The following is a 12,892-nucleotide window of genomic DNA, read 5'->3' as shown; positions in this document are numbered from 1 at the left end:
ACCGCAACCCCGTCCTGCGGTCAGGAGCGGCTACGCTGGGCGCCATGACCTGGGAGGAGGCCGACGGCACCCGTAGCCGGATCCTGCGCGCCGCCCTCGACCTGTTCGCCGAGCACGGCTACCAGCGCACCTCGCTGCGGCAGATCGCCGAGCGGTTGCAACTGACCAAGGCCGCGATCCTCTACCACTTCCCCAGCAAGGCGCACCTGCTCACCGACCTGGGTGAGCCCTTCCTCCGCGACCTGGAGACGTTGCTGGCGAAGGCCGAGACGTTGCCGGCGGAACGGGCGAGGTGGGTGCTGCTGGAGGACTGGGTGGACACCATGCTCGCCCACCGCGGCCCGCTGGGCATGCTCTTCCACGACCTCGCGCTGGTCGAGCGGGGCAGCACGTACCACCGGCTGGTGCGGATCGCCATGCGGGCCAACGAGATCGTCGCCGGCCCGGACGCCGGACGCCGCGAACGGGTCCGCGCCGTCCAGGCCATTGCCATGTGCAGTGATCCGGTGGTGTTCCTGATGGACGTGCCCGCGCCGGTGCTGCGGGCCGACATGCTCGACGGAGTCCGCCGCCTGCTGGTGGACGGCCCGCCGGGCGAGGCCCCGCACGCCGTCGGCGGGCACGCCGCCGCCGGGCCGGACGAGCAGGGCGCCAACGGCACCGCGACCGCGGGCGACACCCCGACCTCCGAGGGCGAACGCGCCGGCGCCGCCCGGGTCGGACGACGGCGGCCGGGCCGCCCTCGGTCGATGAGCCCGGAGCAGGTGCAGGCCGCCCGCCGGATGCACCTGACGGGTACCCACTCGGCCGACGAGATCGCCGCCTCGTTCGGGGTGTCCCGGGCGACCGTCTACCGCCATCTCGATCAGAACCCCAATAACGAGACTGTTTCGGGATAATTTCGAGACGGAGCCCGGGCCCGGTGGGTTTGCTGGTCGGGGCGGCGGGTAGCCGTGCCGGGTGCGGCATCGGCGGTGAGGCACGGTTCGGCGGCGCCCGGCCGGACGGCGTCGCGGTGGCCCGGATGACCGAGGCGATGCGGTCGCGCGGCCCCGACGGCGACGGGCTCTGGCACGAGGACTGGGTGGCCCTGGGGCACCGACGGCTGACCGTCATCGACCTCTCCGCAGCCGGCGCCCAGCCGATGGTGCGCGACGACCTCGGGCTCGCCCTGGTCTTCAACGGCTGCGTGTACAACTACCCGGAGCTGCGCCAACGGCTGCGGGCCGCGGGCCACACCTTCCACTCCACCAGCGACACCGAGGTCGTCCTGGTGGCGTACGCCGAATGGGGTGAGAGCTTCGTCGACCACCTGGTCGGCATGTTCGCGGTGGCCGTCGTGGACCGCCGCCGCCGCCGACTGCTGCTGGCCCGCGACCGTCTCGGGATCAAGCCGCTCTACCTCGCCGAGTCGCCGGGCCGGCTGCGCTTCGCGTCCACCCTGCCGGCGCTGCTGCACGGCGGTGACGTGGACACCGGCGTCGACCCGGTGGCGCTGCACCACTACCTGTCCTGGCACTCCATCGTCCCCGCGCCGCGCACCGTGCTGCGCGGCGTACGCAAGCTCCCGCCCGCGACCGTCCGGGTGGTGGAGGCCGACGGAGGCAGCCGCGAACGGGTCTACTGGCGACCCGACTACCGCCGCGACCCGGCACACACCGGCTGGGAGGCCGGCGACTGGCAGGAGGCGGTCGGCGCGGCACTGCGCGCGGCGGTGCGCCGGCGGCTGGTCGCCGACGTGCCGGTCGGCGTGCTGCTCTCCGGCGGCCTCGACTCCAGCCTGATCGTCGCGCTGCTCGCCGAGGCGGGACAGGAGCGGCTCCGCACGTTCAGCATCGGCTTCGACAGCCGCGACGGCGAGGCCGGCGACGAGTTCCACTACTCCGACCTGGTGGCGCGGGCGTACGGCACCGACCACCAGCGGATCCGGCTGGGCGACGACGACCTGGGCCCGGCGGTGCGCCGCGCCGTCGCGGCCATGGCCGAGCCGATGGGCAGCCACGACGTGGTCGCCTTCCACCTGCTCTGCGAGCAGGTGGCCCGGCACGTCAAGGTCGCCCAGTCCGGGCAGGGCGCCGACGAGGTCTTCGCCGGCTACGGCTACCACCAGCCGCTGCGCCGGACCCCCCGTGCCGGGGCGGCGGCGACCTTCGCCGAGGCGTTCTTCGACCGCGACCACGCCGAGCTGACCCGGGTGGTCGACCCGGCGTACGCCGTCGACCGCGACGCCAGCCGCGAGCTGCTCACCGCGCACCTGGCCGGGCCCGGGGCGGACACCGCGCTGGACGCGGTGCTGCGGCTGGACACCCACCTGATGCTGCCCGACGACCCGGTCAAGCGGGTGGACAACATGAGCATGGCCTGGGGGCTGGAGGTGCGTACCCCCTTCCTCGACCAGGACCTGGTGGCGCTGGCCGCGGCGTGCCCGCCCGGACACAAGGTCGCCGAGGGCGGCAAGGGGGTGCTCAAGCGGGTCGCCCGGGACGTGCTGCCGGCCGAGGTGGTCGACCGGCCCAAGGGCTACTTCCCGGTGCCGGCGCTGCGCAACGTCGACGGTCCGCTGCGGCACCTGGTGGTCGAGGCGCTGCACGCGCCGGCCGCCCGTGAGCGGCGGCTGTTCCGGCCCGGGTACGTCGCGCAGCTGCTGGCCGAACCCGAGCGGGCCGAGGCGGCGGCCGGCAGCAACAAGCTGTGGCAGCTCGGCCTGCTCGAACTCTGGCTACAGACGCACGGCGCGGGCTGAATTACGGGCAGATGACGGCGGCTCCGCTGGCCTCAGCGCCGGGCGCCGCCCGGTCGGCCTCGACCGGCCCCGGAGGCCCGCTGACCGACGCGCGGAGCCCGTACCACCGAGGAGCGGCCCGCCCCGGGGCGGAAGTCCCGGGCCGCACCGGCAACCATCTCGTCGGGATCGCGACCGAGCGCCTGCCGGATGTGCGGCGGAACCACCTCCGACGTCGCCATCGCCATCCGCACCTGCACCGAGCGGTCGTCAACCAGGCGTCGCAGATCCGCCTCGGTCAGCTCGACCGCGAGCACCAGCGCGGCGCGGACGTCCACTACGGGATCCTGGGCGAGTGCGCTGCGCTGGGCGGTGGTGGTCCGCGGGTTGCGGGCGAGCCCCTTGCGAACGCGTGCGGTGCGATCGGCCATCAGGGCGGTGATCACGTCGGGGTCGTGGGTGTGGGTGGCGAGTCGTTCCCGTACCTCTGGTGAGGCGTCGTCGACCAGCCGCGCGGCCAGCTCGGGCTCCAGTTCGCGCCGCTCCGCGAGGAGACCACGAAGCTCCTTGTCGGGGGCCTCCGCCATCACCCGGCGAATCGACTCGTCGCAGGCCGGGTTGCCGGCGACGCCCCAGCGGACCCACCGGTCGGCGTCCTTGACGAGTCGCAGGAGATTGGCGACCGAGGTTGAGGGGTTTCTGGCCACGGCCTCGCGGACGTGACGATCATGGTCCCGGGTCAGTGGTCGCAGTGCCTGCGCGGGCGCGTCGGTGCGGGTCGCGACCGCCTTACGGACCACGGCCGACGCGTCGGACGCCAGGTCGATGAGGGCCATCTGCGACGTCGTGGGGTCCTCCGCGAGGGCGAGGCGCGTATCGACGTTGCCACCCGTCACACCGTCCGCGGCGGCACCTGACCCACTGTGACGGTTAGGCCCGCCGACGTCCTGCTGTTTCCCCATGGGCGCCATCATGTCACGGGCCGACCGGGGAACCGCGAGCCCTGACCAGCGCTTTGACGGTGGTCGACGCGTCGCTTCCGCGGATCCCCCGGCAGGTCGACACCGAGCGCGTATCTCAGCTGACGTCGACCCAGTCGAGGGTGCGCTGCACCGCCTTCTTCCAGCCGGCGTAGCCGGTCGCGCGCTGCTCCGGCGACCAGGACGGCTGCCAGCGCCGGCTCTCGTTCCAGTTCTCCCGCAGTTCGTCGGTGTCCTGCCAGAAGCCGACCGCCAGCCCCGCCGCGTAGGCCGCACCGAGGGCGGTGGTCTCGGCGACCACCGGCCGGCTGACCGGCACGCCGAGGATGTCGGCCTGCAACTGCATGCACAGCTCGTTGACGGTGACGCCGCCGTCGACCTTCAGGCTCTCCAGGGGTACGCCGGAGTCCTGCGCCATGGCGTCGGCCACGTCCCGGCTCTGGTAGCAGATCGCCTCCAGGGTGGCCCGGGCGATGTGCGCGTCGGTGTTGAAGCGGGACAGGCCGACGATGGCGCCCCGGGCGTCGGAGCGCCAGTACGGGGCGAACAGGCCGGAGAAGGCGGGCACGAAGTAGACCCCGCCGCTGTCGGGGACCTGGCGGGCGAGGTCCTCGCTCTGCGCCGCGCTGCTGATGATCTTCAGCTGGTCGCGTAGCCACTGCACCGCCGAGCCGGTCACGGCGATGGATCCTTCCAGCGCGTAGACCGGTGCCGCGCCGGCGAACTGGTAGCAGACCGTGGTGAGCAGCCCGGCCTTCGACCGGACGATGTCCGGGCCGGTGTTGAGCAGCATGAAGTTGCCCGTACCGTAGGTGTTCTTCGCCTCGCCCGGCGCGAAGCAGACCTGCCCGACGGTGGCGGCCTGCTGGTCCCCCAGGTCGCCGGTGATCCGGACCGGGCCGGCGAACGGGCCGTTCGACAGGGTGCTGCCGTAGGCGTGCGGGTCGGACGACGGGATGATCCGCGGCAGCATGGCCCGGGGGATGTCGAAGAACGACAGCAGCTCGTCGTCCCAGTCCAGCGTCTCCAGGTTCATCAGCATGGTGCGGCTGGCGTTGGTGGGGTCGGTGACGTGCACCCCGCCGTCGGTGCCGCCGGTGAGATGCCACAGCAGCCAGGTGTCGGTGTTGCCGAAGACGGCTTCACCGCGTTCGGCCGCCTCACGGACCCCCTCGACGTTCTCCAGGATCCACTGGATCTTGCCGCCGGAGAAGTAGGTCGCTGGCGGCAGGCCGGCCTTGCGCCGGATGACCTCGCCCCGCCCGTCGCGCTCCAGCGCCGAGGCGATGCGGTCGGTACGGGTGTCCTGCCAGACGATCGCGTTGTAGTACGGCCGGCCGGTGCGCCGGTCCCAGACCACGGTGGTCTCCCGCTGGTTGGTGACGCCGAGCGCCGCCAGGTCGGACGCGGCCAGGCTGTGCATGTTCATCGCCGTACGCACCACGGTCTGGGTCCGCTCCCAGATCTCCACCGGGTTGTGCTCCACCCAGCCGGCCCGCGGCAGGATCTGCTGGTGTTCGAGTTGGTGGCGGCCGACCTCGTTACCGCCGTGGTCGAAAATCATGAATCGGGTGCTGGTGGTGCCCTGGTCCACGGCGCCGACGAAGTCAGCCATGCGGAGTCCTCCCTGTCGTCGTGGTCGTCGGGTCGATCCTTCCCGATCTTCGCTCCGGGCGGTACGTGGCACGGGCGGGTTGTCGATTCGGCGGGGAGCCGTTCGGGCAGCGGGTGGAGGGGTGTTGGAGCCACGGTTATGGCAGGAAGTACTTGGCCATGAGGCGGGTGACCCATTCCGGTTGCCGGACGTTGGTGGGTTGAAACTCGATCATCGTCGGTTTCAGGTCGATGACGGGTGTACCGGTCGCGGCGTCGAGGCCGAGCACTTCGAGTACTCGGCCGTTCACCGACGTTATCGCGCAGGTGGTCATGCCCATGCGGTTGGGGCGGTGGGGTCCGCGGTCGGCGAAGACGCCGACCGGCGGCAGGTCCGCGCGGCCGCGTGGCGGGCGGGGCTGGTAGTTCGGCCGTTCCGTTGCTCGGTCGAAGACGAAGAAGACGTCGACGTGTGAGAAGTCGGCCAGGCCGAGCAGGCAGTCTTCACCGAACCGCGGGTCTACGGTGATGGTGCTTCTCACCCTTCCCCAGTGATCGGTGGCGGCGATGTCTGTGCGGCTGTTGCGGACGGTGCCGATCGGCTGTACGACGAAGTGCATGGTCTGTCCTTCGAGGAGGACGGGCGGTGTGGGGCGGCCCGGTGGTTGCGGTGCGGTCAGCGGCGTGCGGTGAGTTGCAGGCCGTCGCGGATGTTGCCTGCCATCAGGGCGAGGCTGGTCGCGGCGGCGAGCACCTCGACCGTCTGGATGGTGAAGTATCACTGCGAATGCCCGTCGCGGCGGGCGGGTGTGGGGGGTCACGTTCGAGTGCGGTACAGGCGCATGGTCAATGGGCCGAAGATCGCGACGAGCAGGACCGCGGCGAGGAGCACGCCACCGATCTGTTCGGGTTCGGCGGTGCCGTGCATCAGCCCTCTGACGGCGTCGACGAGCAGGCTGACCGGGTTGGCCTCGACGACCGTCCGCAGCCATCCGGGCATGGTCTGCGGGTCGACGAACACGTTGCTGGCGAAGGTGAGCGGGAACTGCACGAGGAAGCTCACCGCTGAGATGGCGCTCGGCGTCCGAAGAAGCAGTCCGAGCGTCGCCCAGACCCAGGACAGGCCGAACGCGAACGCGAGGACGAGCGCGACCGCCAGCAAGGCCCCGAATGCGCCGCCCTCGGGTCGGAAGCCCATGACAAGTCCGAGGGCGAGGACGAGTCCCGCCGCCAGGAGGTTGCGGCCGGCGTCGCTGATCAGGCCGCCGACGATGAGGGCCGGCCGCCAGATCGGCATGGACCGGAAGCGGTCGACGACGCCGGTGGTGATGTCGGTCTTGAGGTTGACGCCCGCGTAGACGGTGATGAGCAGGACCGCGAAGACCATGGTGCCCGGGAGGAGGAACTGGAGGTACTCGCCGGTCGAGCCGACCACGGCGCCGCCGAACAGGTATGTGAACATGACGGTGAACAGCACCGGGATCATGATCGCGTCGGCGAGCTGTTCCGGTACGTGCTTGATCTTCAGCAGGGCGCGCCACGCGAACGCCAGGGACGCCGACACCGGGCTGGCACGCGGCGGCCGCGGCCGGGTCGACACAGCGGCGTGCAGAGCCCGATTGATCGCGTGCGACGTCGTCGATGTCGTGGTCATGTCGCCTTCTTCCTGGCGTCGCTGCTGGCCTGGGTGTGGTGCCCGGTGAGGGTCAGGAACGCCTCGTCGAGGCTGGGTTGGCCGAGCGCGAACGTGGTGAGGTCGATGCCGGCCCGGGTCAGGTCGGTGAGCGCGAGCGAGGCACGCGCGGGGTCGTCGACGCGGGCCGACAGCAGCCCGTCGTCGGCACCGGTCTGGACCGCGACGCCGAGAGCGTCGGTCAGCAGGCGCGCGGCCTCGGCTCGGCGGTCCGGGTCGAGGACCTGGACCTGGACGGTTCCGGCGCCCACCGATGCCTTGAGCTGTGCGGGTGTGCCCGCCGCGATGATCCGGCCGCGGTCGATGACGGCGATCCGGTCGGCGAGCCGGTCGGCCTCGTCGAGGTACTGCGTGGTGAGCAGCACGGTGGTGCCCTCGCTGACGAGGGCGCGCACGATGCTCCACACCTGGTTGCGGCTGCGCGGATCCAGGCCCGTGGTCGGCTCGTCCAGGAACAGCAGGTCCGGGGTGACGATGATGCTGGCGGCGATGTCGAGCCGGCGGCGCATGCCGCCCGAGTGCGTCTTGACGGTGGTGCCGGCGGCCTCGGTGAGCCCGAATCCGTCGAGTAGTTCCTCGGCGCGGGTCCGGGCGTGGGCTCTGGTGAAACCGAGGAGTCGGGCGAGGATCGTGAGGTTCTCGAACGCGGTGAGTTCCTCGTCGATCGTGGCGAACTGGCCGGTCAGGCTGATCCGGTCGCGGACGCGGTCGGCCTCGCGCACGACGTCGTGACCCAGCACCTGGGCGGTGCCGGCGTCCGGTTGCAACAGGGTGGCCAGGACGCGGACGGTGGTGGTCTTGCCGGCCCCGTTCGGACCGAGGAAGCCGAACACGCCGCCAGCGGGAACGGTCAGATCCAGCCCGTCGACAGCGCGGTGGGCACCGAAGATCTTGACCAGACCGGTCGCTTCGATCGCGAGGTCGCCGTGCACCGGGTCAGTGCTCATCGACGACGGCCACATCATCCGCGGTGATCGCACGGGCCAGCGAGAATGCCGCCGCGGTCTCCGGAAGGTCCGGCGCGATTCGGCGGGCCGCCTGGAGGTGTTCGGCGCAGTCCCACCGCCAGATGCCGACCCAGGTCTGCTCGTCGACGCTTCCGAGTCGTGCCTCGACGAGGCCCGGTGTCGCTGACCGGATGGCAGCAACCAGCTCGGTGTGCCGGGTCCGTAGCGCGCCAGCGACGCCGGGTTCGATCGTGAACTGGGTGAGGGTGATCACCGACACGTGAGAACCAATCTCTAGAAGTCATCTCTAGTGGGAGACTCTAGAGGTACGCTATAGCCGTGACCGATGTCAAGAACATGACCAAGCGGAGCCAGCGGGCGGCGGACACACGGCGACGCATCCTCGACGCCGCGCACGATCTGTTCGTCGCCAACGGGTACGGCGCGACGAACCTGCAGGAGGTCGCCGACCGCGCGGGGGTCGCGATCCAGACCATCTACTTCGTGTTCGGCAACAAGCGCAAGCTGCTCAAAGAACTCGTCGACGTGACGATCGCCGGCGACGACGAACCGATCGCCACGATGAACCGGCCCTGGTTCCGCGACGCCATAGCGGCCGAGACCGCCGACGCATTGCTACGCGCACACGTCCGAGGCACCAGTGAAATCCTGCACCGGGCGGCGGCCATCACCGACATGGTCGCCACCGCCGCCGCCTCCGACGCCGAAATCGCGCAGCTCTGGCCGAACGGAGAACAGCCACGGCTCCAGGTGCACCTGGCCGCTGCCGAGGCTCTGGTCACGAAACCAGGAGCACGGACCGACATCACCGCCGAGACAGCGGCCGACATCCTGTTCGCACTCCTGAGCACCGCCCTCTACCTGCTGTTCGTCCGCGAACGCGGCTGGACACCCGAGCGATGGGAACAATGGACCTACGACACGCTGCGAGCGCAGCTCTGCACTCCTTAACGCGAGTACTGCCGGTTGACCCGTGGCGCCGGAGGACGTACGACGCGGCGATCGTCCGCACCGGCAACGCCGCCGAGCGCGCCTGCCTCGCCCGTCGCCGGGCGTCGCTGCCGGCCTAGGCTTCGGGGACGGGGGCCGTAGCCGCACACGCGGAGGAATGATGGACATCGACACCACCATGGTCGGAGCCGACGGCCGACGCCGGAGCCTGGGGCACGCCGATGCGGTATGACCTTCGCGGCCGGACCATCCTGATCACCGGCGCCGCCCGCGGCATCGGCGCCCAGCTGGCCCGGGCCGCCGCCGCCCGAGGCGCCCGCGTCGCCCTGGTCGGCCTGGAACCCGCGCTGCTGCGGCAGGTCGCCGAGGAACTGAACGGGCACTGGTACGAGTGCGACGTCACCGACCAGGCCGGGCTGGCGGACGCCGTCGCCTCGACCGTCGAGCGGTACGGCGGCATCGACGTGGTGGTCGCCAACGCCGGCGTCGCCAACCTCGGCACCGTCGCGACCGGGCCGGTCGACGCGCTGGTGCGGACCATCGACGTGAACCTGTCCGGGGTGGTCCGTACGGTCAGCGCGACGCTGCCGCACGTCGTCGCCGCCCGGGGCCACGTCCTGATCGTCTCGTCGGCGGCGGCCTTCGCGGCCATGCCGGGCATGGCCGCGTACTGCGCGGCAAAGGCGGGTGTCGAGCAGTTCGGCAACGTGCTGCGCCTGGAGAACCGCCGGCGCGGGTTGACCGTCGGCACCGCCCACCCGATCTGGATCGACACCGATCTGGTCCGGGACATCCGGGACGACCTGGCGTCGTTCCGGGACGCGCAACGCAAGCTGCCCTGGCCGCTGTCCACCGTGGTCAGCGTCGAACGGTGCGCCGACGCGCTGCTGCGCGGCATCGAGCGCCGCCGGCGCAAGGTCTACGTGCCCCGCTCGATCGCCCTGGTCCAGGCGCTGCGGCCGGTGGTGCTCAGCGGGATGTCCGACGCCTTGATCACCCGGTTCGGGGGCGCGGAGTTGGTCGAGCAGATGGAGGACGAGGTAGGCCGGCTCGGGCGTTCCTTCGGCCGCACCTCGGTAGAGAAGGGCTGACCACCGTCAGTAGACAGTGAACGTAAGCAGCCAGGAAAATTCTGGAACGCTGCCGAACGCCGAAAACCGTTGCGCCACAACACATCCCGCCTGATGTGACCGCACGCGATGCACCGCCGCCCCTCACGGCCGCCCGACCGGCACGGGCAGCGAACACCGGTCGATGCCGGTCCCACTGAAGCTCACTACGGCCATGTGGCTGCCGGCATGGGAGGCCACGGCCTGGCTGACCGAGGCGTGTGCCCCGTGGCCGTGTGAACCCCTCCTGCGAGTGCAGATGGGCGACGCGCACCTGTCCATCCCCACCGACGACGCGCGGCAGGTGCTCGACGCCCTGTCAGCACTACTCGCGTCGGCCTCCCCAACCCGGGAGGTGACCCGATGAAGACCCGTACCGACACGCTGCTTCTGGTTCTCACCGCGCTGTTCGTGGGCGCTCTGGCGATCGTCGCAGGCGCGATCTCCTTCGCCCACATGATGGAGCTGGCCGAACGGCACGGCCAGTCCGGATGGAAGGCATGCGCCTTCCCGGTCAGCGTCGACGGGCTGGAGATCGTTGCCAGCCTGTACCTCGTCGCGCAACGCCGCGCCGGACGCCCGACCGGCCGGATCCCCTGGGTCGCGCTCGTCGTCGGCACCCTGGCCAGCCTCGCCGCAAACGTCGCCGTAGGCGGCGCCGACCCGATCGGCAAGGCCCTCGCCGGCTGGCCAGCGCTGTCCATGCTCGTCTCGGTCAAACTCCTGTTCAGCATGATCGACCACGGAGGAGACGATCAGCGGACGGTCCGGGACGATCAGCGGACGGCCACTGATCGTCCACCCGACTCGGGGACGATCCCGCAGACCGGCCCGGACGGCGGACCGTCGTCCGGGCCGGCAACGGACGAGCGGACGGATCGCCCCGGCTCGTCCACGACTGGCGGGGCCGACCAGTCCACCGGTCCGGCCTCGCAATCGGCGGCGGCTCAAGCGGGCACCGTGGCCCACCTGCTTCCTGCAGCACGATCCGCCCTCGCGACGCTTGCCGGCAGCGGGCGGTCGCTGTCGCGGGATGCGCTGGCCGACGCGATGCGCGACAACGGGCATGGGGTGTCCAACGCCCGCGCCTCCCTCCTCGTGAAGATCCTCAAGGCGGAGCAGGACATAAGCGTCGCCGCAGCCGTCGCCTTCCGTGCCGCCGATCCCGTCTCCCAGCAGGACGTGGCGGCCTAAGCGCCGCGACACCCCGGCCGGCGCTTCGCAAGGCCGTTCTGGGCTCCCCGCGGTCCGCGAACGCCCGTACGTCAGCTCGTAGTTTCGCTAATCTCGAATTGCACCTGCCGGCCAAACGATCGACACGGGAACGCTTCTAGTTCGCGCGTATTGCACGACGTCTGCCGTTCCACCGTACGCGCGAGCTGGCTCGCCGTTGCTGGAACCGGGGTAGGGCGGGGCCGGTGAAGGTGCTCAGGTGGTAGTCGGACAGTGGTGCCGCCTCCGCCACCGGGTGGTGGTGCCACACGGCGACGGCCGTCATGTCGAGCGCGACGTCGACGTGGCCCCACTCCACTGCGTGGTCGACCTCCATCGCGAGCAGCCCGTGAAAGACGTGCTGCCGCTCGACCGGATCCGGCACCAGCCATCGCGCTACCGGGTCCACTCCAGGCGATGCGCTCCGAACGGCTGGCGGCCGCCCTTGTCGGCCGCAACAGTTTGATGTCGGCCACGGTGCGGATGATCTCCCGCTTCACCGCTACCTCGTCGCCCAACTCGGCCCGCTTCCGGGCCGCGTGCTCGCCAAGCACTCCGAGACACGTGACCGGACGAGATCGGCCCGTACACACCCCGCAGGCGACGATGTACGACAGGAGGTGGACGGCCGTCCCGCCCGGGTGGCCGTCCGAGACGGGTCCTCCAACGACCCGTCAACGCGTGGTGGCGCTCCCCAGTCCGGCTCCGACCGTGAATGCTTGCAAATTATTCCATTCTGTCCACTCTGCGAAGTTTGATGTGGTCTGGTGTCAAGCGCACCACTATGTCCCATCTACGCCGCTTTGGGCAGGACGCGACTCGCGAGGACGCCTCCTGCAAGTAGTAGTACCCACGGAGGATGTTCTGTGACAGTTAAACCCAATCATCGCCTTCGGCGGGCGGCCCTGCCGACGCTCGCGGCTTCCGCAGTTGCCGCCGTAGCCGCCACCTTGCTGCTCCTCAACGCGACCGCGGCCAACGCGCAGGACGCGCCGGTGGGCCTGGGCACGGCCGGCAACTTCTCCATACTGGCCGGTGCCGAGCCCACCAACACCGGCCCGAGCTTCTTGGGCCAGAGCCTCGGAAGGTACCCAGGAAACACCGCGTCGGGCTTCGAGACGGCAACCATCGGCGGCGAAATCCACCTCGGCGACGCAGTCGCTCTACAAGCCCAGAACGACCTGACCACAGCCTTCAATGACGCCGCCGGCCGGACCCCGTTCACCAACCTTCCCGCAGAACTCGGCGGCAACACCCTCAACCCCGGGGTCTACCGAATCGGGGCCGCGCAGCTGACCGGGCCGTTGACGCTCAACGCCCAGGGCGACCCCCAGGCCGTGTTCATCTTCCAGGTCGACTCCGCGCTCACCACAGCGTCGAACAGCAGCGTCGTCCTCATCAACGGCGCCTCGGCCTGCAACGTGTTCTGGAAGATCGGCAGTTCGGCGACGCTCGGCACGGGCACCACCTTCGTGGGCACCATCATGGCCCAGGCGTCGATCACGATGGCCACGGGCGCGACTCTCCAAGGCCGCGCGCTGGCTCGAACCGCCGCCATCACCCTCGACACCAACGTCATCACCGCACCCGTGTGCGCCGCGCCGCCTGGGCCGTCTGGCCCGCCCGGTAGTCCCGGCGCCCCAGGCAGCCCCGGCGCCCCAGGC

At 70.8% G+C, this 12,892-nt stretch carries 13 protein-coding genes; 6 read left to right on the top strand and 7 right to left on the bottom strand.

Going from position 1 to position 12,892, the window contains the following annotated elements; translation table 11 throughout:
- Positions 1-44: 44 nt before the first annotated feature.
- Positions 45-899 carry a TetR family transcriptional regulator gene (locus tag C1I95_RS08080; protein ID WP_158566323.1) on the top strand — a complete coding sequence of 285 codons (855 nt, stop codon included), beginning with the start codon at positions 45-47 and terminating at the stop codon, positions 897-899.
- Between the two features lie 68 nt (positions 900-967).
- Positions 968-2,743, top strand: a complete 1,776-nt coding sequence (locus tag C1I95_RS08075) for an N-acetylglutaminylglutamine amidotransferase (RefSeq protein WP_267900688.1) — start codon at positions 968-970, stop codon at positions 2,741-2,743.
- A gap of 32 nt (positions 2,744-2,775) precedes the next feature.
- On the opposite strand, the gene C1I95_RS08070 is transcribed toward C1I95_RS08075, so the two are convergent.
- The 6 genes from C1I95_RS08070 to C1I95_RS08045 all read right to left on the bottom strand — a co-directional run bounded on the left by C1I95_RS08070 (position 2,776) and on the right by C1I95_RS08045 (position 8,215).
- Positions 2,776-3,558 carry a hypothetical protein gene (locus C1I95_RS08070; protein ID WP_146605665.1) on the bottom strand — a complete coding sequence of 261 codons (783 nt, stop codon included), beginning with the start codon at positions 3,556-3,558 and terminating at the stop codon, positions 2,776-2,778.
- Between the two features lie 241 nt (positions 3,559-3,799).
- Complete coding sequence (gene glpK / locus C1I95_RS08065; protein WP_111213152.1) at positions 3,800-5,317, bottom strand: glycerol kinase GlpK; 1,518 nt, start codon at positions 5,315-5,317, stop codon at positions 3,800-3,802.
- Positions 5,318-5,453: 136 nt separating this feature from the next.
- Complete coding sequence (locus tag C1I95_RS08060; protein ID WP_111213151.1) at positions 5,454-5,915, bottom strand: SAM-dependent methyltransferase; 462 nt, start codon at positions 5,913-5,915, stop codon at positions 5,454-5,456.
- A gap of 197 nt (positions 5,916-6,112) precedes the next feature.
- On the bottom strand, positions 6,113-6,949 hold the full coding sequence (locus C1I95_RS08055) for an ABC transporter permease (RefSeq protein ID WP_111213150.1): 837 nt from the start codon (positions 6,947-6,949) through the stop codon (positions 6,113-6,115).
- Complete coding sequence (locus C1I95_RS08050) at positions 6,946-7,935, bottom strand: ATP-binding cassette domain-containing protein (RefSeq protein ID WP_111213149.1); 990 nt, start codon at positions 7,933-7,935, stop codon at positions 6,946-6,948. Before C1I95_RS08050 ends, C1I95_RS08055 begins: the two co-directional genes overlap by 4 nt.
- Entirely contained in the window at positions 7,925-8,215 is a 291-nt protein-coding gene (locus C1I95_RS08045) for a hypothetical protein (RefSeq protein ID WP_111213148.1), read from the bottom strand. Before C1I95_RS08045 ends, C1I95_RS08050 begins: the two co-directional genes overlap by 11 nt.
- 59 nt (positions 8,216-8,274) lie before the next feature.
- On the opposite strand from C1I95_RS08045, the gene C1I95_RS08040 reads away from it, so the two are divergent.
- The 3 genes from C1I95_RS08040 to C1I95_RS08025 all read left to right on the top strand — a co-directional run bounded on the left by C1I95_RS08040 (position 8,275) and on the right by C1I95_RS08025 (position 11,210).
- The gene (locus C1I95_RS08040) at positions 8,275-8,907 is read left to right on the top strand and encodes a TetR/AcrR family transcriptional regulator (protein ID WP_233513423.1); all 633 of its coding nucleotides are present in this window, start codon (positions 8,275-8,277) and stop codon (positions 8,905-8,907) included.
- Positions 8,908-9,128: 221 nt separating this feature from the next.
- Positions 9,129-9,998: an SDR family oxidoreductase gene (locus tag C1I95_RS08035; protein WP_111213146.1), complete on the top strand. Its 870-nt coding sequence runs from the start codon at positions 9,129-9,131 to the stop codon at positions 9,996-9,998.
- 381 nt (positions 9,999-10,379) lie between these two features.
- The gene (locus tag C1I95_RS08025; RefSeq protein WP_111213144.1) at positions 10,380-11,210 is read left to right on the top strand and encodes a DUF2637 domain-containing protein; all 831 of its coding nucleotides are present in this window, start codon (positions 10,380-10,382) and stop codon (positions 11,208-11,210) included.
- A gap of 136 nt (positions 11,211-11,346) precedes the next feature.
- Here the strand turns inward: C1I95_RS08025 and C1I95_RS08020 are convergent, their stop codons facing one another.
- Positions 11,347-11,613, bottom strand: coding sequence for a hypothetical protein (locus C1I95_RS08020; RefSeq protein WP_146605664.1), 267 nt, complete (start codon positions 11,611-11,613; stop codon positions 11,347-11,349).
- Between the two features lie 481 nt (positions 11,614-12,094).
- Here C1I95_RS08020 and C1I95_RS08015 point away from each other — a divergent pair.
- Positions 12,095-12,892, top strand: a 798-nt coding sequence (locus tag C1I95_RS08015) for an ice-binding family protein (RefSeq protein WP_111213173.1), incomplete at its 3' end; no start/stop codon positions are given.

Source organism: Micromonospora craterilacus (genome assembly GCF_003236315.1).
Lineage (GTDB): Bacteria > Actinomycetota > Actinomycetes > Mycobacteriales > Micromonosporaceae > Micromonospora > Micromonospora craterilacus.
This window is presented reverse-complemented; position numbering and strand designations above follow the sequence as displayed.

Excerpts from the sequence above, each read along its gene's own strand:
- C1I95_RS08055 (WP_111213150.1), bottom strand. The coding sequence starts at position 6,949 with ATGACCACGACATCGACGACGTCGCACGCGATCAATCGGGCTCTGCAC.
- glpK (WP_111213152.1), bottom strand. The coding sequence starts at position 5,317 with ATGGCTGACTTCGTCGGCGCCGTGGACCAGGGCACCACCAGCACCCGA.
- C1I95_RS08060 (WP_111213151.1), bottom strand. The coding sequence starts at position 5,915 with ATGCACTTCGTCGTACAGCCGATCGGCACCGTCCGCAACAGCCGCACA.
- C1I95_RS08080 (WP_158566323.1), top strand. The coding sequence starts at position 45 with ATGACCTGGGAGGAGGCCGACGGCACCCGTAGCCGGATCCTGCGCGCC.
- C1I95_RS08050 (WP_111213149.1), bottom strand. The coding sequence starts at position 7,935 with ATGAGCACTGACCCGGTGCACGGCGACCTCGCGATCGAAGCGACCGGT.
- C1I95_RS08070 (WP_146605665.1), bottom strand. The coding sequence starts at position 3,558 with ATGGCCCTCATCGACCTGGCGTCCGACGCGTCGGCCGTGGTCCGTAAG.
- C1I95_RS08035 (WP_111213146.1), top strand. The coding sequence starts at position 9,129 with ATGCGGTATGACCTTCGCGGCCGGACCATCCTGATCACCGGCGCCGCC.
- C1I95_RS08025 (WP_111213144.1), top strand. The coding sequence starts at position 10,380 with ATGAAGACCCGTACCGACACGCTGCTTCTGGTTCTCACCGCGCTGTTC.